Origin of the sequence: Streptomyces sp. NBC_00249 (genome assembly GCF_026342355.1) — a bacterium.
Classification (GTDB): domain Bacteria; phylum Actinomycetota; class Actinomycetes; order Streptomycetales; family Streptomycetaceae; genus Streptomyces.
The window spans coordinates 358002-378413 of the sequence record NZ_JAPEMV010000010.1 but is presented as its reverse complement, the minus strand read 5'-3'; the positions used below and the strand labels follow the sequence as shown (position 1 = coordinate 378413).

The 20412-nt window shown below is 71.3% G+C and carries 19 protein-coding genes and 2 rRNA genes; 17 read left to right on the top strand and 4 right to left on the bottom strand.

The window, feature by feature from the left end:
- The 10 genes from OOK31_RS35610 to OOK31_RS35565 form a co-directional block, all read left to right on the top strand.
- Positions 1 to 585: ribosomal RNA gene (locus tag OOK31_RS35610) — 23S ribosomal RNA — on the top strand; the annotation flags it as partial.
- 74 nt (positions 586 to 659) lie between these two features.
- Positions 660 to 777: ribosomal RNA gene (gene rrf, locus OOK31_RS35605) — 5S ribosomal RNA — on the top strand.
- Between the two features lie 149 nt (positions 778 to 926).
- Positions 927 to 1580, top strand: a complete 654-nt coding sequence (locus OOK31_RS35600) for an HAD family phosphatase (protein WP_267091540.1) — start codon at positions 927 to 929, stop codon at positions 1578 to 1580.
- A 43-nt stretch (positions 1581 to 1623) separates the two neighbouring features.
- Entirely contained in the window at positions 1624 to 2841 is a 1218-nt protein-coding gene (locus tag OOK31_RS35595; RefSeq protein WP_267091539.1) for an MFS transporter, read from the top strand.
- Positions 2792 to 3961: an acetoin utilization protein AcuC gene (locus OOK31_RS35590; protein ID WP_267091538.1), complete on the top strand. Its 1170-nt coding sequence runs from the start codon at positions 2792 to 2794 to the stop codon at positions 3959 to 3961. Before OOK31_RS35595 ends, OOK31_RS35590 begins: the two co-directional genes overlap by 50 nt.
- Positions 3962 to 4064: 103 nt before the next feature.
- A complete protein-coding gene (locus tag OOK31_RS35585) occupies positions 4065 to 4895 on the top strand; it encodes a phosphatase (protein WP_267091537.1) in 831 nt (276 codons plus the stop codon).
- A 115-nt stretch (positions 4896 to 5010) separates the two neighbouring features.
- Positions 5011 to 5220: a helix-turn-helix domain-containing protein gene (locus OOK31_RS35580; protein ID WP_162688852.1), complete on the top strand. Its 210-nt coding sequence runs from the start codon at positions 5011 to 5013 to the stop codon at positions 5218 to 5220.
- Positions 5221 to 5352: 132 nt separating this feature from the next.
- Positions 5353 to 5451: an AURKAIP1/COX24 domain-containing protein gene (locus OOK31_RS35575; protein WP_003948845.1), complete on the top strand. Its 99-nt coding sequence runs from the start codon at positions 5353 to 5355 to the stop codon at positions 5449 to 5451.
- Between the two features lie 95 nt (positions 5452 to 5546).
- The gene (locus OOK31_RS35570; RefSeq protein ID WP_267091536.1) at positions 5547 to 6596 is read left to right on the top strand and encodes an NAD-dependent epimerase/dehydratase family protein; all 1050 of its coding nucleotides are present in this window, start codon (positions 5547 to 5549) and stop codon (positions 6594 to 6596) included.
- Complete coding sequence (locus OOK31_RS35565) at positions 6596 to 7591, top strand: lysophospholipid acyltransferase family protein (protein ID WP_267091535.1); 996 nt, start codon at positions 6596 to 6598, stop codon at positions 7589 to 7591. The genes OOK31_RS35570 and OOK31_RS35565 overlap by 1 nt, the downstream gene beginning before the upstream one ends.
- Before the next feature lie 99 nt (positions 7592 to 7690).
- Here OOK31_RS35565 and OOK31_RS35560 read toward each other — a convergent pair whose 3' ends face one another.
- From OOK31_RS35560 to OOK31_RS35550, 3 genes are all read right to left on the bottom strand, one after another.
- The gene (locus OOK31_RS35560) at positions 7691 to 8905 is read right to left on the bottom strand and encodes a DUF5667 domain-containing protein (RefSeq protein WP_267091534.1); all 1215 of its coding nucleotides are present in this window, start codon (positions 8903 to 8905) and stop codon (positions 7691 to 7693) included.
- Positions 8906 to 9192: 287 nt separating this feature from the next.
- Complete coding sequence (locus OOK31_RS35555) at positions 9193 to 10005, bottom strand: ECF subfamily RNA polymerase sigma factor, BldN family (RefSeq protein ID WP_267091533.1); 813 nt, start codon at positions 10003 to 10005, stop codon at positions 9193 to 9195.
- A 340-nt stretch (positions 10006 to 10345) separates the two neighbouring features.
- Positions 10346 to 11419 carry an HAD family phosphatase gene (locus tag OOK31_RS35550; protein WP_267091532.1) on the bottom strand — a complete coding sequence of 358 codons (1074 nt, stop codon included), beginning with the start codon at positions 11417 to 11419 and terminating at the stop codon, positions 10346 to 10348.
- 99 nt (positions 11420 to 11518) lie between these two features.
- Between OOK31_RS35550 and OOK31_RS35545 the strand changes: the two genes are divergently transcribed.
- The 6 genes from OOK31_RS35545 (at position 11519) to hemB (ending at position 18505) form a co-directional block, all read left to right on the top strand.
- Entirely contained in the window at positions 11519 to 11797 is a 279-nt protein-coding gene (locus OOK31_RS35545; RefSeq protein WP_267091531.1) for a glutaredoxin family protein, read from the top strand.
- Positions 11798 to 12070: 273 nt separating this feature from the next.
- Positions 12071 to 12928, top strand: coding sequence for a redox-sensing transcriptional repressor Rex (locus OOK31_RS35540; protein WP_267091530.1), 858 nt, complete (start codon positions 12071 to 12073; stop codon positions 12926 to 12928).
- Positions 12925 to 14760 carry a glutamyl-tRNA reductase gene (locus OOK31_RS35535; protein ID WP_267091529.1) on the top strand — a complete coding sequence of 612 codons (1836 nt, stop codon included), beginning with the start codon at positions 12925 to 12927 and terminating at the stop codon, positions 14758 to 14760. The genes OOK31_RS35540 and OOK31_RS35535 overlap by 4 nt, the downstream gene beginning before the upstream one ends.
- On the top strand, positions 14757 to 15722 hold the full coding sequence (hemC, locus tag OOK31_RS35530; RefSeq protein WP_267091528.1) for a hydroxymethylbilane synthase: 966 nt from the start codon (positions 14757 to 14759) through the stop codon (positions 15720 to 15722). Before OOK31_RS35535 ends, hemC begins: the two co-directional genes overlap by 4 nt.
- Entirely contained in the window at positions 15719 to 17386 is a 1668-nt protein-coding gene (locus OOK31_RS35525; protein WP_267091527.1) for a uroporphyrinogen-III synthase, read from the top strand. The genes hemC and OOK31_RS35525 overlap by 4 nt, the downstream gene beginning before the upstream one ends.
- 120 nt (positions 17387 to 17506) lie before the next feature.
- Entirely contained in the window at positions 17507 to 18505 is a 999-nt protein-coding gene (hemB, locus tag OOK31_RS35520; protein ID WP_267091526.1) for a porphobilinogen synthase, read from the top strand.
- Positions 18506 to 18516: 11 nt separating this feature from the next.
- Here hemB and OOK31_RS35515 read toward each other — a convergent pair whose 3' ends face one another.
- Positions 18517 to 19626 carry an alpha/beta hydrolase gene (locus tag OOK31_RS35515; RefSeq protein ID WP_267091525.1) on the bottom strand — a complete coding sequence of 370 codons (1110 nt, stop codon included), beginning with the start codon at positions 19624 to 19626 and terminating at the stop codon, positions 18517 to 18519.
- Between the two features lie 165 nt (positions 19627 to 19791).
- Here OOK31_RS35515 and OOK31_RS35510 point away from each other — a divergent pair, with 165 nt between their 5' ends.
- The gene (locus tag OOK31_RS35510; protein ID WP_267091524.1) at positions 19792 to 20385 is read left to right on the top strand and encodes a TetR/AcrR family transcriptional regulator; all 594 of its coding nucleotides are present in this window, start codon (positions 19792 to 19794) and stop codon (positions 20383 to 20385) included.
- Positions 20386 to 20412 lie beyond the last annotated feature (27 nt).

Below are 20412 nucleotides of genomic sequence, written 5' to 3'. Positions count from 1 at the left end.
GTGTTGAGTGTAAGTGCACAAGGGAGCTTGACTGTGAGACCGACGGGTCGAGCAGGGACGAAAGTCGGGACTAGTGATCCGGCGGTGGCTTGTGGAAGCGCCGTCGCTCAACGGATAAAAGGTACCCCGGGGATAACAGGCTGATCTTCCCCAAGAGTCCATATCGACGGGATGGTTTGGCACCTCGATGTCGGCTCGTCGCATCCTGGGGCTGGAGTCGGTCCCAAGGGTTGGGCTGTTCGCCCATTAAAGCGGTACGCGAGCTGGGTTTAGAACGTCGTGAGACAGTTCGGTCCCTATCCGCTGTGCGCGTAGGAATATTGAGAAGGGCTGTCCCTAGTACGAGAGGACCGGGACGGACGAACCTCTGGTGTGCCAGTTGTCCTGCCAAGGGCATGGCTGGTTGGCTACGTTCGGGAGGGATAACCGCTGAAAGCATCTAAGCGGGAAGCCTGCTTCAAGATGAGTATTCCCACCTCCTTGAGAGGGTAAGGCTCCCAGTAGACGACTGGGTTGATAGGCCAGATGTGGAAGCCCGGTAACGGGTGGAGCTGACTGGTACTAATAGGCCGAGGGCTTGTCCTCAGTTGCTCGCGTCCACTGTGTTAGTTCTGAAGTAACGAACCGTGTCCATGCCCGGTTGGTTAACTTCATAGTGTTTCGGTGGTCATAGCGTTAGGGAAACGCCCGGTTTACATTCCGAACCCGGAAGCTAAGCCTTTCAGCGCCGATGGTACTGCAGGGGGGACCCTGTGGGAGAGTAGGACGCCGCCGAACAATCATTGTGGGAAAGCCCCGCACCTTATGGTGCGGGGCTTTTCTGCGTTCTGGGCCCGTCCGGCCGCCGGCCGGGCCCGGGCAGGGTTCGTCCGTTTACCCGCACGGGGCTGCCGTGAACCTGTGCTGACGGATCGTAGGGTGGACGGATGGGCTATGAGCTGGTCATCTTCGACAACGACGGCGTCCTCGTGGACAGCGAGCCGCTCTCGAACACCATCCTCGCCGGGTACCTGACCGAGCTGGGACACCCGACCACCTATGAGGAGTCGCTCCGCGACTACATGGGTGCCGCCGTGCACCGGGTGCACGACCTCGTCTTCGAGCGGAGCGGGCAGCGGCTGCCCGAGGAGTTCGACCACACCCTGTACGAGAGGACCGTCGCCGCCTTCGGGCGGGACCTCAAGCCCGTACCCGGGGTGACCGACGTGCTGGCGGAGCTGTCCGCGCAGGGGGTTCCGTACTGCCTGGCCTCTTCCGGGAGCCACGAGAAGATCCGGGCCGGGCACCGCAGCGCCGGGATCGACGAGTGGTTCGAAGAGGAGTGGATCTTCAGCTCCGAGGACGTCGGCCGCGGGAAGCCGGCGCCGGACCTGTTCCTGCACGCCGCCGACATGATGGGCGTCGCCCCCGCGCGGTGCGTCGTCGTCGAGGACAGCCGGCTCGGGGTCGAGGCCGCGCGGGCCGCCGGGATGGACGTGCTCGCGTACACGGCCATGACCCCCGCCTCCGACCTGGCCGGGGCCACCGCCCACTTCGGGGAGATGAAGGAGCTGTACGGGCTGCTCGGATTGGGTGTGTGATCGCTCTACCCACGGGTAGCCCCGGGGCCTACGCTGTGCCGCCATGACGGTTGATGTGCGGCTTCGGCGCGGGCGTGGCGCTCTGGGGTTCAGCTTCTTCGCGCAGGGCGTGGCCTTCGCCCTGCTCGTGACGCGGATCCCCGCCATCCAGGCCCAGTACGGGATATCCGACGGGCTGCTGCCCGCGTTCCTGGCCGCCGTGCCGATCCTCGCCGGGGTGTCCAGCGTCGCCACCGAGCACCTGGTGAAGCGGGTCGCGCCCAGCGTGGTGCTGCGGTGGGCGCAGCCCGTGGTGCTGCTCGCGCTCCTCGGGGTGGGGGCCGGGACCGCCTTGTGGCACGTGGCGGTGGCCCTGGGGGTGTTCGGGCTGTCGGTCGGGGCGCTGGACGCCTCGATGAACATGCTCGGGGTCAGCCTCCAGCGGGCGTACGGGCGCAGCATCATGCTGGGCTTCCACGCCTCGTACAGCCTGGGCGGGATCCTGGGGGCTTCGGCGGCCTGGGCGGGGGCGCACTGGCATCTGGCGCTGTTCACCGGGTACCTGCCGGCGGTGGTGGTGCTGCTGCCGCTGGTGGTGGTCGGGAGCCGGTTCTATGTGGACGCCGTCGGTGGGGGCGTCGAAGGGGTCGAGAAGGGGCTGGGGGTCGGTGGTGGGAAGCTGCTGCTGCCGTTGTGCCTGGTGATGGCGTGCGCGTACATCGGGGACTCGACGGTGGCGAACTGGAGTGCCAAGTACCTCCAGGACGTGCTGGGGAGTTCCGAGCAGCTGGCGACGGTCCCCTACAACGTGTACATGGTGACGACGCTGATCGGGCGGGCCGTCGGGGACCTGGGGGTGCGCCGGTTCGGGGCGGTGGCCGTGGTGCGGGGCGGGACGGTGGTGGCGGCCGGCGGTTTCGCGGTGGTGGCCGCCGCGCCGGGGGCGTGGACGGGGATGCTCGGGTTCACGTTGCTGGGGATCGGGCTGTGCGTGATCGTGCCGCAGACCTTCGCCGCCGCCGGGCGGTTGTTCCCGGGGGCTTCGGACACGGCGGTCGCGCGGTTGAACATCTTCAACTACGTGGGGTTCCTGGTCGGTTCGCCGTTGGTGGGCGCGGTCGGGGACGCGTGGAGCTATCGGGGCGCGATGCTCGTGCCGATGGTTCTGGTGCTGGTGACGCTGGTCAATACCCGCTCGTTCGGCGCGGACGGCGCCCGATACGGTGTCGGGCATGAGCGGCCGCGGGTTGTTGATGTGGGACGAGGCGGTAACGAGGTATGACTTCGGACCGAGCCATCCGATGGATCCGGTGCGTCTTGCGCTGACCATGGGCCTGGTACGGGCCTTCGGGCTGGACCGGGCGATGGAGGTACGGGCGGCCCCGGCGGCCGGGGACTCCACGCTGAGGCTGGTGCACCGGGAGGACTACGTCGACGCGGTGCGCGAGGTGTCGGCGGACCCGGGGGTCGCGGACGGTTCGTACGGGCTCGGGACGGTGGACGATCCGGCGTTCCACGGGATGCACGAGGCGTCGGCGCTGATCGCCGGGCAGTCGGTGGCGGCGGCGGAGGCGATCTGGCGCGGGGAGGCCGGGCACGCGGTGAACTTCGCGGGCGGGCTGCACCACGCGATGCCGGGTGGCGCGGCCGGTTTCTGCGTGTACAACGACGCGGCGCTGGCGGTCGCGCGGCTGCTGGAGCTGGGCGCGGAGCGGGTCGCGTACGTGGACGTGGACGTCCACCACGGCGACGGGGTGCAGGCGGCGTTCTGGGACGACCCCCGGGTGCTGACGGTGTCGGTGCACGAGCACCCTCGGACGCTGTTCCCGCAGACGGGGTGGCCGGAGGAGACCGGGGGCGCCGGGGCGGAGGGCAGCGCCGTCAACCTGGCGCTGCCGGCCGGGACCGGGGACGAGGCCTGGCTGCGGGCCTTCCACGGGGTGGTGCCGGAGCTGCTGGCGGACTTCCGGCCGCAGGTGCTGGTGACCCAGCACGGGGCCGACACGCACTTCGAGGACCCGCTCGCCCATCTGGCGGTGTCGTTGGACGCGCAGCGGGCCGTCCAGGAGGCGTGTCACGAGCTGGCGCACACGTACGCGGACGGGCGGTGGCTGGCGCTGGGCGGTGGCGGGTACGCGGTGGTGGACGTCGTACCGCGGTCGTGGACGCACCTGGTGGGGATCGCCGCGCACCGGCCGGTGGATCCGGCGGCCGAGGTGCCGCAGGCCTGGCGGGACGAGGTGTACGCGCGGACGCGGCAGCTCGGGCCGGCCCGGATGACGGACGGGCGCACGGTGGAGTGGCGGCACTGGGAGGCGGGCTACGACCCGGCGGACCGGACGGACCAGGCGGTGCTGGCGACGCGGCGGGCGGTGTTCCCGCTGCGCGGGATGCTGCTGTAGCCGGCGTGCCCCGCAGGTATCGGGGCGATGCATCGTTACGCCAACTGTGGGGCGGTTCCGTGGAATTGATGACCCGCCAGGTGTGGTGCGGCAGCATCGGAGGGTGTTGAGCACCGGCGCGCTGCGTGCGCATCTGCTGGCCGCCCGGTTGGCCGGGCCCGTCGCCACGACGCGGGAGGAGAGCCTGCGCAGTTACCGTCTGTTCGCGGCGCGGGATCCGCGGGTGCTGCTGGGGCTCGACCCGGACGGCGGGTGGGGTGAGGGTGATCTGCTGGGGCTGATGGCGCGCAAGTGCGGGGTCTCGGCGGATCCGGCGCACGTCAGTGGGCCCGACGTGATCGATCCGGAGCGGACGCTGGCGGCCCTGGAGGCCTTCGCGGAGCGGTTGCGGGCGGTGGCCGGAGCGCGGTCGCCGGTGCTGTTCGGGACGGGCCACCCGCATCGGCTCCTGGGCTTCTACGTCTCTTTGGCCCGGGCGCTGTCGGCGGCGGGATGTGTTGTCCTCACTCCGGCGCGGGGGGTCGGTGTCGACATGGCGACCCGGTTCGGCGTACGTCCGCACCGCATCGATTACGTAGGGGGAGTCGCACTGGTGCGGGAACCCGGCGCGCGGGAGCCGGGGAGTGCGACCGGCGCACACACCCATTCGCCGCTGCCGGTTCGGATCGCGCTCGGGGCGCTGGCGGAGGCCGGCGGGCCGTTGCCGGAACTGGTGGTGGGGGACCACGGCTGGGTCTGCGGCGCAGGTCAGCTCGGTGTGGAGGCGATCGGGCTGGCCGATACGGACGATCCCGCGTTGTTCGTCGGGGAGGCCGAGGGGCGGGTGGCGGTGGTCGTTCCGCTTGATGACGCGGTGCGTTCGGACTACTACGGACCGCTCATGCGCTTCGTGTTGCACCGTGCGCGCCTGCCGGTGCGTCAGGAGTGGCCGTAGCTCCTCTTCCCCACTCGTATCACACGCCCCTACTCTGGGGAGTGAGCGTGCGACGACGAGGAGTAACCGGAGGGGAAGCCGGTGCCCGTCATGCGCGGAAGGTCAAAGGTGTGTCATGGCTGCTGGCGAGAGGCCTCTCAGTGAGGTTCAGTTCCTGACCGTGGCGGAGGTCGCCTCGGTGATGCGAGTGTCGAAGATGACCGTGTACCGCCTGGTGCACAACGGTCATCTGCCCGCAATCCGGGTGGGCCGGTCCTTCCGGGTCCCCGAGAACGCGGTTCACGAGTACCTCCGGGAGTCCTTCGTGGGGGTGGAGTCGGCCTGAGACTGAGGCTCAGGAAGACCTGCGGAGGGCTCGGATTACAAGCTCAGACTTTGGGCGGGTAGGCTAGGCCGACGTAGGTCGTGTGGGCCCAGACGCCCCGCACCGAGTGAAGAGAAGTGAGCGAGGGTAGTCGTGGGCTCTGTTATCAAGAAGCGGCGCAAGCGGATGGCTAAGAAGAAGCACCGCAAGCTGCTCAAGCGCACCCGCGTCCAGCGCCGTAACAAGAAGTAAACGGCAGCTGTACGTGTTCTCCGCAGCCCCTCCACCATCCTGGTGGAGGGGCTGCGGTGCAGCCGGGGTACTTCTTCGAGGGAGGCGCTGAGCTCGTGGGGAAGGTCGTGCTCGTCACCGGGGCAGCCAGACAGCTGGGTGGCCGCTTCGTGCGCCGCATCCAGCGCGACCCGGAGGTGGAGAGGGTCATCGCGGTCGACGCGGTGAGCCCGCCGCACCAGCTCGGCTCGGCCGAGTTCGTGCGTACGGACATCAGGCAGTCGGCGATCGCGCGGGTGCTCGCGGAGCACGCCGTGGACACGGTGGTCCATCTGGCGGTCACCGGAGGCAGCGCCGGGGCTCCCGGCGCGCGCAGCACCGTCAAGGAAACGAACGTCATCGGGACGATGCAGCTCCTCGGGGCCTGCCAGAAGTCGCCGACGGTACGACGTCTCGTGGTGAAGTCCAGTACCAGCGTGTACGGGGGCACGGCGCGGGATCCCGCCGTCTTCACCGAGACCACCCAGCCCAAATCGCTGCCGGCGGGCGGCTTCGCGAAGGACGCCGCCGAGGTCGAGGGCTATGTACGCGGCTTCGCGCGCAGGCGGCCCGACGTCGCGGTGTGCGTGCTGCGCTTCGCGAACATCCTGGGGCCCTTCGCGGACTCGGCGCTCGCCGACTACTTCTCGATGCCGGTGATGCCGACGGTGCTCGGCTACGACCCGAGGCTGCAGTTCGTCCACGAGGACGACGTGGTGGACGTGCTGCGGCTGGCGGCCGGGGAGCCGCAGCGGGGGAAGCTCAACAGCGGGACCTTCAACATCGCCGGTGACGGGGTGCTGCTGCTGTCGCAGTGCTCGCGGCGGCTGGGGCGGCCGACGGTGCCGCTGCTGCTGCCCGCCGTGACGTGGGTGGGGCAGGCGCTGCGGGCGGTCGGGGCGACGGACTTCTCGCCGGAGCAGATCCGGCTGCTGACCCACGGGCGGGTCGTGGAGACCTCCCAGATGCGGGACACCCTGGGCTTCGAGCCGATGTACACGACCGCCGAGACGTTCGCGGACTTCGCGCGGAGCCGGGGCGGCGGGCTGCTGCCGCCCGAACGGGTGGGACGGGCCGTGGACAGGGTGGCGGGGATGCTGAAGGTGGACGAGGGAGTGGAGCGATAGTGGCGGACGCCAAGGTCATTCCGTTCGACGAGGACCGGCCGCGCCGAAGAGGCGCCGCCGCGCGGAAGGTGCGCGTGGTGCCGGCGGCGTCGGAGCCGGTGCGCGAGCCGGACGCGGAGGTGCCCGTGCCCCTGCCCGGGGCCGGGCCGGAGGGCGGGAGCTGGGACCGGCGGATCGCCGGCGGGCTGGCGTTCCTGCGGCGGCGGATCACCGGGGACTACGAGGTCGACGAATTCGGCTACGACAAGGAGCTGACGGACCAGGTCCTGATGTCCTTGCTGCGGCCGCTGCACGACAAGTACTTCCGGGTCGAGGTCAAGGGCATCGAGAACATCCCGAAGGAGGGTGGTGCGCTGATCGTGGCGAACCACTCCGGGACGCTCCCGCTGGACGGGCTGATGCTCCAGGTGGCCGTGCACGACCACCACCCGGCGGAGCGGCACCTGCGGCTGCTGGCGGCGGACCTGGTGTTCCAGCTGCCGGTGGTCAACGAGATCGCGCGGAAGGCCGGTCACACGCTGGCCTGCGCGGAGGACGCGCAGCGGCTGCTGGAGGCCGGGGAACTCGTCGGGGTGATGCCGGAGGGCTTCAAGGGGATAGGGAAGCCGTTCGGGGACCGGTACAAGCTCCAGCGGTTCGGGCGGGGCGGCTTCGTGTCGACGGCGCTGCGGGCGGGGACGCCGATCGTGCCGTGCTCGATCGTGGGGGCCGAGGAGATCTACCCGATGGTCGGCAACGCGAAGACGCTCGCGCGGCTGCTGGGGGTGCCGTACTTCCCGGTCACGCCGACGTTTCCGTGGCTGGGGCCGCTCGGGGCGGTGCCGTTGCCGACGAAGTGGACGATCCAGTTCGGGGAGCCGATCGCTACCGCGGGGTATGCGGCGGAGGCGGCGGAGGATCCGATGCTGATGTTCAACCTGACGGATCAGGTTCGGGAGCAGATCCAGCACACGCTGTACAAGCTGCTGGTGCAGCGGAGGTCCGTGTTCTTCTGACGGTCCGTTTCCCGGGGCTCCGCCCCGAACCCCGCGCCTCAAACGCCGGCGGGGCTGGATTTTGGCGGGGCTGGGGAGCCAGCCCCGCCAAAAGGGTGCCTACTCGGCGTCCTCCGCCGCGATGCCCAGGCCCGGGAGGAGGCCGGGGAGGAGCGGCGGGAGGGTGATGTCCGGGCCGGGGTGGTCCGGGGTCGGGGCCGAGGGGTTCGGGGCCGACTGGCCCTGTGCCGGGGGATGGAGGAGGTCGCCCGTACCGCCCAGGAGGCCGCCCGTTCCGGAGGCCGGGTGGCTGCCGGAGGGGCTCGGGGTGGTGGCCGCCGGTGCGGACGGTGCGGGGGCCCCCGATGCCGGGGCGGGCTGCTGCTTCCCCGTGGCGGGGGTGCTCGGCTTGGCCGGGGTGCTCGTGCCGCGGTGCTGCTCGGGGGGCTTGGGCAGCAGGCCCTGGAGCGGCGCCACGTCATCGTCTATGGCCTGGAAGACCGAGCTCACCTCGTCCCCGACGTCCGTGAGCTGCGGCGGCAGGTTCGACCGGAGCCGTCCCCACGCGTCGCGGTGCGAGCGGGAGAACGAGGACAGCGCCTGGATCGGGCCGAGCGAGCCGTCCCGTTCGTACGCCGCCTGGAGCAGCCGGTGGCCCTCCGACGCGTCGTGCTTCATACCCGCCAGTGCGCGGCGGATCTCGCCCAGGGACTCGTGGTCCAGTACGCCCGTCCGGCCGCGCTCCATCAGCCTGCGCGCCTCGGACAGCCGGTTCGAGGCCTGGTCGAGGTAGAGCTCGCCCCGGTCCGAGTCCTCGTCGGCCATGCCCAGCTTGAGGTCCTCCATGCCCCGTTTGACCGGGTAGAGGGAGTCACCCGGCAGGGCGTCCGTGCTGGCAGCGGCCACTCCGCTGAAGGCCCCTGCGGCCACACCCACGGTGAGGCCGCCCGCTGCGATGCCCTTGGACCAGCGGGAGCGGGGCCGCAATTTCCGGAGCGAGGTCGCCCGGTGGGCGCCGCGGCCGGTCCGCTGTTCGGGCACCAGAGGGTCGGCTGCGGCACCGCCCCCGGCCCTCTCCTCCATCACCATGGCCTCCATGGCGGCGACGAGCTGCGCTCGTTGCACCACTTTGACCTCGGGGTCCAGCACCGGGCGCGGCATTCTTTCGCCGAGCACGTTCGCCAGGGCCAACAACCGGTCGTGGTCGGCAGGTTCGGCAGGTGCCTCGGACTGCTCGGCCGCCGGGTCCGGTTCCGAAAGACCGGACGGGGTCCGATCCTCCAGGGCCTGGGCGAAGGCGTTCGCCCGCCGGTGCGGGGTCACGTTCGCGATCACTGGCGGCACCTCCTCTCGTCATGACGATCGACTCCCCAAGGTGTCCGGAAGGTTGCCTGCCTTGAGCACATCCACACTTTCGAGTGAGCGGCTTCGGGCAGGGCGTGTCCACAGGGAGCCTGCATTCCGCACAACGAGCGTCGCGGCACTTGGGTTACGGACGAAGGATGATCGGACCACAGCGTCATCGAGGGGTCACCGGGTGTATGTGAGGTTGTATTGATTCGGGAGGGCGCGGGGGGTGGCGTGCAGGGGTGCGGAGTGCGGAACGCCTGGGGCGGCCCGCCTCAGCGGGCGTCGTCCGGGAGGAGGCGGGCCAGGGTGCGGACCGCCCGGTACTGGAGCGTCTTGATGGCGCCCTCGTTCTTCCCCATCACCCGGGCCGTCTCCGCGACGGAGAGGCCCTGGAGGAAGCGCAAGGTGACGCACTCCTGCTGCTGCGGGTTGAGTTTCCGTACGGCTTCGAGCAGGGCCGCGTTGGAGAGGGACTCCAGGACGGAGTCCTCGGGGCTGCGCTCCACCTCGTTGGCGTCGAGCATCTCGCCGGTGGTGACCTCCAGCCGGAAGCGGCTGGACTTGAAGTGGTCCGCGACCAGGTTCCGGGCGATGGTCACCAGCCAGGCGCCGAAGTCCCGGCCCTGCCAGGTGAAGGTGGAGATGCGGCGCAGCGCGCGCAGGAAGGTCTCACTGGTGAGATCCTCCGCGGTCGCCTTGCCGCCGACGCGGTAGTAGATGTAGCGGTACACCGTGTCGCTGTACTGGTCGTAGAGGCGGCCGAAGGCATCGGCCTCCCCCGCCTGGGCGCGTTCGACCAGGTCCATCATGCGGGCCTGGTCGCTGTCCGCGGTGGGGCGGCGGGCGGTGGGCGCGCTCGTGCCGGCGGTGCCGGCCGAGCTTCCGCCCGCGCGGCCGCGTCTGCCCACCGTCGCTCCGCCGTCGGTCAGGGCGTAGCAAGGGCCGGCCGGGCCGAGGCCGGCAGGTACTGCGGCGGCGAAGGCGGGGACGGCGTACGCGGTGGGGACGAAGCCGCGCAGGTGGTCGAGGACCGTTGCGCGCAGCGTAGCCAGGCCCGAGGCGTCAACCCCGACAGGTGGGTACACGGGACTCCCAGAGGCAGAGCTTCCATCACGTGCAGTGCGGGACCGTTCACCCGTCGTGGCGACAGATGGGCGGTGGCATGCGTTTGAGGAGAATAACGCTTCGTACAGGCAGCGCTACACCCAGTTGCTGAAATCACCGGTTCCGACACTTCTGTTGCGTGTCCAGGGCATATTCAGACCCAGTTGGTGATCGATTCCTGATCGCTTGGATGCGCGGAATGCCAGCTTCCACGGTGGCTCACGACCGAGTCGGGCATGCCGGAGTGCCGCGCCGACGGCGCGGGTAGAGGTGGGTGGTTGAGCGCCGGGCGGCCCTGCCTAGGGCCCTGGCCCGGTGGCGCTACTTGCGGCGGCGGTGCAGGGCGATGGCGGCGGCCGCGCCGCCCGCGATCGCGCCGACCCCGGCGGCCGCCGGGACGCCGACCTTCACGGCCTTGCGGCCGGTCCGATAGTCGCGCAGCCGCCAGTCGTGGGCGCGGGCATGCTTGCGCAGTTTTGTATCGGGATTGATCGCGTACGGATGCCCGACCAGCGACAGCATCGGGATGTCGTTGTGCGAATCGCTGTACGCCGCGCAGCGCGCGAGGTCCAGGTCCTCCGCGGCGGCCAGGGCGCGCACCGCCTCCGCCTTGGCGGGGCCGTGCAGCGGCTCGCCGACCAGGCGGCCGGTGTAGATGCCGTCGACGGACTCGGCGACGGTGCCCAGGGCGCCGGTCAGGCCGAGGCGGCGGGCGATGATCGTGGCCGTCTCGACGGGCGCGGCGGTGACCAGCCACACCTTCTGGCCGGCGTCGAGGTGGGCCTGGGCCAGGGCGCGGGTGCCCGGCCAGATCCGCTCCGCCATGTACTCGTCGTAGATCTCCTCGCCGATCGCCATGAGTTCGGAGACCTTGTGGCCCTTGACGATGGACAGCGCGCTGTCGCGGGCGTCCTGCATGTGCTCGGGGTCCTCGACGCCGGCGAGCCGGAACCAGGCCTGCTGCCAGGCGAAGCGGGCCAGTTCGCGACGGCGGAAGAACTCGCGCTTGTAGAGGCCGCGGCCGAAGTGGAAGATCGCGGCGCCCTGCATGACGGTGTTGTCGAGGTCGAAGAAGGCGGCGGCGAGGTCGTCGCCGGGGACCGGGAACTCCGGCTCCCCGTCCTCGTACTCCTCGTACTCCTCGCGGCCCTCGTCGTCCTGCTCGTCGCGGGTCTCGACGTGGTCCTCGGTGTCCGAGGTCGGGGCGAGGGGTGCGGCGTCGGCGGGGATCGCCGGTGCGCCGGGGGGCTGCGCGGCGTCGGTGGAATCCGGATCGACGGAGTCCGTCGCGGCCAGAGCGGTCTTGCGGGCGGCCTCGGCCGAGGCCTCGCCTGCCAGCACGCTCCGCGCCGTCGCGGAGCGCCTACGGGGGGTGAGCCATCCCAGAGCGGCCATGACGCGAGCATAGCCATTGTGTTCGGGAGTTCCCGAACCGCCGGGAAACGGAGCGGTTAACTCTTCGGGCACGCCCGGGCGGCGCGGGACAATGAGGGCATGAGCCCTTTGCTGCGCCGTAAGGAAAAGAAGCGACCCGAGGAGCGGATGGTCACGCTCATCGGGAAGCCGGGGTGCCATCTCTGCGACGACGCCCAGGAAGTGATCGAGAAGATCTGCGCCGAGACCGGTGCGCAGTGGGAGAAGAAGGACATCTCGCAGGACGAAGAGCTCTACCGGCTGCACTGGGAGCAGATCCCCGTGGTGCTGGTCGACGGCGAGCAGCACACCTTCTGGAGGGTGAACCCTGACAGGTTGCGCCGGGCATTGGGAGCCTGACCCTTTCGACCGTTACCATCGTGGGCGATTTATGGGGACTCGGGGGCGTATCGATGAGGAGTGTGTACGGGTTTGCCCCCTTTGGGATTTGAACGGGTTCGGCCCGTTCCCGCTCCGGGCCCCGCATGCCCGGCCCGCGTGACCCCGGTCACTTTGCTCGGACAAAGCGGACACAATCTTTGTGCACGCGTTCACAAAGACATAGCCTGCATTCGACGGGGCGGTCCTGGGACAAGTGGCCGCCTGCAGCCCCGCTCATCCCGCAGGAGCATCGTGGCAACTGGCCGAACTCACCGACCGGCGACCCGCAGCCGAGGTATTCCCGAGGCCACTGTCGCCCGGCTTCCGCTGTACCTGCGCGCCCTCACCGCGCTCTCCGAGCGATCGGTTCCCACCGTGTCCTCCGAGGAGCTCGCGACCGCCGCCGGGGTCAACTCGGCGAAGCTGCGCAAGGACTTCTCCTACCTCGGCTCCTACGGGACGCGCGGCGTCGGCTACGACGTCGAGTACCTCGTCTACCAGATCTCCCGCGAGCTCGGGCTGACCCAGGACTGGCCGGTCGTCATCGTCGGCATCGGTAACCTCGGCGCCGCCCTCGCCAACTACGGCGGATTCGCCTCGCGCGGCTTCCGCGTGGCCGCGCTGATCGACGCCGACCCGGCGATGGCCGGCAAGCCGGTCGCGGGCATGCCGGTGCAGCACACCGACGACCTCGAAAAGATCATCGAGGAGAACGGCGTCTCGATCGGGGTCATCGCGACCCCGGCCGGCGCCGCGCAGCAGGTCAGCGAGCGGCTCATCGCCGCCGGCGTGACCTCGATCCTGAACTTCGCGCCGACCGTGCTGTCGGTGCCGGACGGCGTGGACGTGCGCAAGGTCGACCTGTCGATCGAGCTCCAGATCCTGGCGTTCCACGAGCAGCGCAAGGCGGGGGAGGAGGCGGCTGCCGCCGCCTCGTCCTCGTCCGGTTCGTCCGCGGCCGCGTCCGCCGTCGCTTCTGTGGAGCCCGCCGCCGGTACGGGGACGGGGGCCGCTCCGGCCGCCGCCGTCGAGCCGCCGGCCGGGCGGGCCGCCGCGGCCGCGCGCAAGGGTGGTCCCGAGGGTGACGTGCCGGCGGTGATGCCGGCATGAGTCTGCTCGTCGTAGGCCTGAGCCACCGCAGCGCGCCCGTGAGCGTGCTGGAGCGGGCCTCCCTGTCCGCCGACGCCAAGGTGAAGCTGCTGCACGACACGCTGGCCGCGGAGCCGGCGGCGGAGGCGACGGTGCTCGCCACGTGCAACCGGATCGAGCTGTACGCGGACGTGGACAAGTTCCACGCCGGTGTGGCCGAGCTGTCCACCCTGCTGGCGCAGCACAGCGGTGTCGCGCTGGAGGAGCTCACCCCGTACCTGTACGTGCACTACGAGGACCGGGCCGTCCACCACCTGTTCTCGGTGGCGTGCGGGCTGGACTCGATGGTCGTCGGCGAGGGGCAGATCCTCGGCCAGATCAAGGACGCGCTGGCGCTGGGGCAGGAGCTCCACACCGCGGGCCGGCTGATCAACGACCTCTTCCAGCAGGCGCTGCGGGTCGGCAAGCGGGCGCACTCGGAGACCGGGATCGACCGGGCCGGGCAGTCGCTCGTGACGTTCGGGCTCGAGCAGCTGGCCGTGCGGACGCCGGTGGCGGAGTGGGCCGCGGGGAAGCGGGCGCTGGTGATCGGTGCCGGGTCGATGTCCTCGCTGGCCGCGGCGACGCTGGCGCGGGTTGGCGTCGCCGAGATCGTGGTGGCGAACCGGACCGCCGAGCGGGCGGAGCGCCTTGCGGAGATTCTGGTTGCCTCGGGCACCGGTGTTGCTGCGCGGGCCGTGCCCATGGCGGCCGTCGTCGATGAGCTGACACGTGTTGACGTGGTCGTGTCCTGTACCGGGGCCACGGGGTTGGTCCTGACCGGGGATGACGTGCTGGCCGCGGTGGTGGGCCCTGCGGGGCTTCACCCCACCCCGCCCCTTCCCGAAACCGGGGCTCTGCCCCGGACCCCGTCCCGGGGCTCCGCCCCGGACCCCGCGCCTCAAACGCCGGCGGGGCTGGATCAGCTGAATCAGTCGGCCTCCGGGCCGGGTGCGGCCAGCGGCTCCGCCGCGGCCGGTGGCGGGACCGGCGCCGTGGCTCAGGCCTCCGCCGTGGGTGAGCGGCCGGCTGTTCCTGATGCCGCTGTGGTGGCGCGTCTGGTTGCCGCCGCTGAGGCTGGGCGGCGGTTGGCGGATGCCGGGGCCGTGCGGACCATCAGTGCGGCGCCCGAGGTGGACGCGTGTCCGCTCGGGCTGGCGGCCGAGGGGCGGTCCGCGCTCACCGGGGTCGACGCCAACTCCCTCGAACTGCACGGGACCTGGGCCGACCAGGGCGAGGCCGCCGCGCAGCGGCAGCCGCGCAAGGCGGTGCGCAGCAGTGACGTGGCCGCGCCCGTGCGGCTCGCGCTGCTGGACCTGGCCATGCCGAGGGACATCGACGCCGCCGTGCACCGGATTCCCGGGGTGCGGCTCGTGGACATCGAGTCGCTGGCGGAAGCCTCCGCCGACGCTCCGATGGCCGCCGATGTGGACGCCGTGCGCGGGATCGTCGCCGACGAGGTGGCCGCCTTCGGCGCCGCGCAGCGGGCCGCCCGCATCACGCCCACCGTCGTCGCCCTGCGGGCGATGGCCGCGGAGGTCGTGGCCATGGAGGTGGCACGGCTCGACGGGCGGGTACCCGATCTCGACGAGCGGCAGCGCGCGGAGGTCACCCAGACCGTGCGCCGCGTCGTCGACAAGCTCCTCCACGCGCCGACCGTGCGCGTCAAGCAGCTCGCCAGCGAGCCCGGCGGCGCCGGGTACGCCGAGGCGCTGCGTGAACTCTTCGACCTCGACCCTCAGACGGTGGCATCCGTCAGCCGGGCGGACGCGGCCGATCCGAAGAACGACGACGACCCAGGACGGGCATCATGAACACACGTCCCGACCAGCCCCTCCGGCTCGGCACGCGACGCAGCAAGCTGGCCATGTCCCAGTCCGGGCACGTCGCCGACGCGGTACGGGCGATCACCGGCCGGCCCGTGGAGCTCGTGGAGATCACGACCTACGGTGACGTGTCCCGCGAGAACCTCGCGCAGATCGGCGGCACCGGAGTGTTCGTCACCGCGCTGCGCGACGCCCTGGTGCGCGGCGAGGTCGACTTCGCGGTGCACTCGCTGAAGGACCTGCCGACCACCCAGCCCGCCGAGCTGGTCGTCGCGGCCATGCCGAAGCGGGAGGACCCGCGCGACGCGCTCGTCGCCCGGGACGGGCTGACCTTCGAGCAGCTGCCCGACGGCGCCCGCATCGGTACCGGTTCGCCGCGCCGGATGGCGCAGCTGAACGCGTACGCCCGCAGCCTCGGGAAGTCGATCGAGACCGTCGCGATCCGCGGGAACGTCGACACCCGGATCGGGTACGTCCGGGCCGGTGAGCTCGACGCGGTCGTGCTGGCCGCCGCCGGGCTGAACCGGATCGGCCGCGGGGACGAGGCGACCGACCTGCTGTCGGTCGACAGCGTCCTGCCCGCGCCCGGCCAGGGAGCCCTGGCCGTGGAGTGTCTCGCGTCCGACGCGGACCTGATCGCCGCGCTCGCGCAGCTCGACGACCCGCTCACCCGGGCCGCCGTGACCGCGGAGCGTGCCCTGCTCGCGGCCCTGGAGGCCGGTTGCAGTGCGCCCGTGGGCGCGCTCGCCGACCTGCTGGCCGACGGAAATGTCAATGAAATGCGCCTGCGCGGTGTCGTCGGAACCCTCGACGGATCCACGCTGGTGCAGCTGTCCACCACCGGTCCCGTGCCCCAGTCGTACGACGAAGCCATGGCGCTCGGCCGCGAACTCGCGGACGAGATGCTGGCCAAGGGCGCGGCCGGTCTGATGGGGGAGCGATCCCTTTGAACCCCTCAAGCCCCACCACCTCCGCTTTTCCGGCCGTCGCCGCGCAGGGGCTCGTCACCTTCCTCGGTGCCGGCCCGGGCGACCCGGGTCTGCTGACGCTGCGCGCCGTGGAGGCGCTCGCCGCCGCGGACGTACTGGTCGCCGAGCCAGAAGTGCTCGACGTCGTACGGACCCATGCGCGCGCGGGTGTCGACACGCCGCAGCTGACGGTCGCTGACGAACTGTCAGCCGCCGCCGGGGTCCCGGTGATCCGCGACGCCGCCAATCTTGTCATGGAGGCCGCGCGCTCCGGCAGGCGGGTCGTCCGTGCGGTCACGGGCGACCCGGGGCTCGACGGGAACGCGGCCGGCGAGATGCTGGCCTGCGCGAACGCGGGGATCCCCTTCGAGGTGGTGCCCGGTGTGGCCACCGCCGTCGGCGTGCCCGCCTACGCGGGTGTCCCGCTGCGCGGTGAGTCCGGCGCGGACGTGCGCTTCGTCGACGCCCGGCACGCCTCGGCGCGCTGCTGGAGCGAGGTGGGCGCCAGCGACGGCAGCCTGGTCGTGTCGGCGACGCTGGAGACGGTCGCGAGCGCGGCCGCCGAACTGATCTCGGCCGGGCGCAAGCCCGAGACGCCGCTGACGGTGACGGTGGGCGGGACGACGACCCGGCAGCGGACCTGGTGCGCGACGCTCGGCACCATCGCCCAGGTGTTCAAGCAGGGCAAGGTGCTCCCCTCCCCGGAGGGCTCCCGTCCGGTGATAGCCGTGGTCGGTGAGCAGGGTGCCTCCGCGCGCCGTGAGGAGCTGGCCTGGTTCGAGTCGAAGCCGCTGTTCGGCTGGCGGGTCCTCGTGCCGCGCACCAAGGAGCAGGCCGCTTCGCTCTCCGACCAGCTGCGTTCGTACGGCGCGGTGCCCCACGAGGTGCCGACCATCGCCGTGGAGCCGCCGCGCACCCCGCAGCAGATGGAGCGGGCGGTCAAGGGCCTGGTGACGGGCCGCTACGAGTGGATCGCCTTCACGTCCGTCAACGCGGTGAAGGCGGTGCGGGAGAAGTTCGAGGAGTACGGGCTCGACGCGCGTGCCTTCGCGGGCATCAAGGTCGCCGCGGTGGGCGAGCAGACCGCGGCCGCGCTGGTCGAGTTCGGTGTGAAGCCGGACCTGGTGCCGAGCGGTGAGCAGTCGGCCGCGGGTCTCCTGGAGGACTGGCCGCCGTACGACCCGGTCTTCGACCCGATCGACCGGGTGTTCCTGCCGCGCGCCGACATCGCCACCGAGACGCTGGTGGCCGGGCTGATCGAGTTGGGCTGGGAGGTCGACGACGTCACGGCCTACCGGACCGTGCGGGCGTCGCCGCCGCCGGCGGACACGCGTGAGGCGATCAAGGGCGGCGGTTTCGACGCCGTGCTGTTCACGTCGTCGAGCACCGTGCGGAACCTGGTCGGGATCGCGGGCAAGCCGCACAACGTGACCGTCATCGCCTGTATCGGGCCGGCCACCGCCAAGACGGCGGAGGAGCACGGGCTGCGCGTGGACGTGCTGTCGCCGGAGCCGAGCGTCAGCAAGCTGGCGGAGGCCCTCGCCGCGTACGGGGAGGCCCGGCGCGAGGCGGCCAAGGAGGCCGGCGAGACGGTGGCCCGGCCGAGCGAGCGCCGTCCGGGCGCGCGCAGGCGGCGTACGACCTGAGACGACGGATGAACCGAACGGGGGCCCGGGCGCGTCAGCGCCCGGGCCCCCGTTCCGTGTGCCGGTCGCGGCACTACGCTTGGCTGCGACTGCTGTCGATGCTCGAAGAGGCGACTGAGAATGAGCGCGTACGGATCCTTCCCCGGCTCGCGGCCCCGTCGGCTGCGCACCACCCCGGCCATGCGGCGGATGGTCGCGGAGACGCGGCTGGACCCCTCGGACCTGATCCTTCCGGCGTTCGTCCGGGAGGGCATCAGCGAGCCGATCGCCATTTCGGCGATGCCGGGCGTCGTCCAGCACACCCGGGACACGCTGCGGAAGGCCGCCGTGGAGGCCGTCGAGGCGGGCGTCGCGGGGATCATGCTCTTCGGGGTCCCGGCGGACGAGAACAAGGACGCGCTGGGTACGGCGGGCACCGAGCCCGACGGGATCCTGCAGCTGGCGATCCGCGACGTGAAGTCCGAGGTCGGGGACGACCTGGTGATCATGTCGGATCTGTGTCTCGACGAGTTCACCGACCACGGGCACTGCGGGGTCCTCGACGAGCACGGCCGTGTCGACAACGACGCGACGCTGGAGCGGTACGCGGAGATGGCCCAGGTCCAGGCCGATGCCGGTGTGCACGTGGTGGGGCCCAGCGGGATGATGGACGGCCAGGTCGGGGTGATCCGCGACGCGCTGGACGAGACCGGGCACGAGGACGTGTCGATCCTGGCGTACACGGCCAAGTACTCGTCCGCCTTCTACGGGCCGTTCCGGGAGGCCGTCGCCTCCTCCCTCCAGGGTGACCGCAAGACCTACCAGCAGGACCCGGCGAACGCCCGGGAGTCGCTGCGGGAGCTGGCGCTGGACCTGGAGGAGGGCGCCGACATGGTCATGGTCAAGCCCGCCGGCCCCTACCTGGACATCCTGTACCGGGTCGCGCAGGCCGTGGACGTGCCCGTGGCGGCGTACCAGATCAGCGGCGAGTTCGCGATGATCGAGGCGGCCGCCGAGAAGGGCTGGATCGAGCGCGACCGGGCCATTGTGGAGACGCTGCTCGGCATCAAGCGGGCCGGCGCGGACACGATCCTGACGTACTGGGCGACCGAGGTCGCGGGCTGGCTGCGCCAGCGGTAGGCCCCTCAGCCTTACGGCTGGTGGAAGCGGACCTCGGGGAAGCAGGCCGTCGGGCCGTCCAGGAGGGGCGCGTGCCTGCCGCGCAGGTGCTGGTCGAGGAACGCGGTGACGTAGGTCCTGGTGACGGAGAAGGCGCGGTCGCCGTCCAGCTTCTGGATCGGGCGGCCGGCCTGCTTCGCCAGGGGCGCGATGTCGGTGAAGGACAGGTGCTCGGTGTCGTCGACGGTGAGCCAGCGCTTCCAGCCGGTCAGGTCCTTGCTCCAGGTCTTGTCCCAGGTGGTGTCGGGGCCGCCGGGGACGTGGCTCGGCTTGCCCAGCATCAGGAAGGGCCGGTCCAGCGCGGTGTCGTTGGGGAAGTGGAAGTTGCCGTCCATGTTGACGGCGGCCTTCACGCGCGGGTCGCCCACCATGGCCGGGACGGTGCTGAAACCGCCGGCCGAGTGCCCGACGACGGCGATCCGGGCGGGGTCGACGGCCACACCGGGCTGCTGCCCGGCGGTGGTGAGCCGGTCGAGGACGAAGGAGATGTCCTCGGCGCGGACCGCGCCGACCTTCGGGAAGTTCTTGTCGGCGCAGGTCACGCAGCTGGTGGCGTGCCCGTCGGGGAACTCGATGCCGTCGGCCTCGTAGTTGTGGCCGATCCCGGCGACCGCGTACCCGCGGCTCGCGAGCTCCTCGGCGAGGCCGGTGAGGGTGGCGCGCGGCATGCCGTAGCCGGGGGAGAGGACGACGAGGGGCAGGCCGCCGCGCACCTTCACGGGGCGCGGGTCCACGGTCGCGTGGGTGACGACCTTGGCGAACAGGTCGGCGGGCACGGGCGGTTGGATCGCCGCGCCGTACAGCGCGGACTCCTTGGGCGTCATGTAGGGGGCAGGGGTGGCGGAGGGTGCGGCGGCCGGGTACCAGAGGGAGACCATCAGCTCCCGCTTCTCCGACGGCACCCACGGGTCGGCCCGGGCCTCGTCCTTCAGGTGGAGGACGGACCGGCCGACCGGCTGGTGCCCGGAGGGTGCGGGCAGGGTGAGGGACGGGGTCTCGGCGGCCCGGGCGGTGGCCGTGGTGGTGAGGGTGGCGGCCAGGGCCGTGGCTACGGCGGCACCTGCCAGGAGCATGCGTCGCATCGGGTTCCTCTCTGCGGGTCCGTCAGGGGCGTGCGGCCCGCTGCGGGCCGACGCCTCTCACGCTAGGAGGAGCGCGGGCGGCTGCCATCGGCCCGTGGATCTACGCCGGGGCCGGCCGTACATCCCCGGGCGTACGTCCCGGGGAGGGGACTTACGCTGGCGGGCATGGTGAAGCAACAGCGTGGCGAGGCCACCGTCGACCAGCTCCTGACCGCCGCCCTGCGCGTGTACTCGGAGTCGGGCCAGCAGGGCTTCACCGTGCAGGCCGTGACGGCGGCGAGCGGGGTGAGCCTGGGCAGCCTCTACCACCACTTCGGCAGCTTCGACGGGCTCGCCGCCGCCCTGTACACCCGCTGCATGGGCCGCCTCTTCGAGGAGCTGACGGATGCGGTGACCCGGACGCGGACCGCGCGGACGGGCGTACGGGCGCTGGTGCGCGCCTACCTTCGCTTCACGCAGGAGCAGCGGGACGCCGCCCTGTTCATCCATGCCTCCGCCTACTCCGGGTACCTCGCGATCCATGCCGAGGAGATCCGCGCGGCCAAGGAGGTCATGCTCGCGGACATCGGCGCCTGGATGTGGACGCGGATGGAGAAGGGCGAAATCCGGCCGCTGTCCGTGCCGTTGGTGGAGGTGCTGGTGATGGGTCCGGTCGCGGAGGCGGCGCGGAGATGGCTGGCCAGCACGTACGAGCTCGACCTCGACGAGGCGGCGAAGGTCCTTCCGGACCGGATCTGGTGCTCCCTTGAACCAGAATAAGTTTCTAGAAAAATACTCCACAACGGG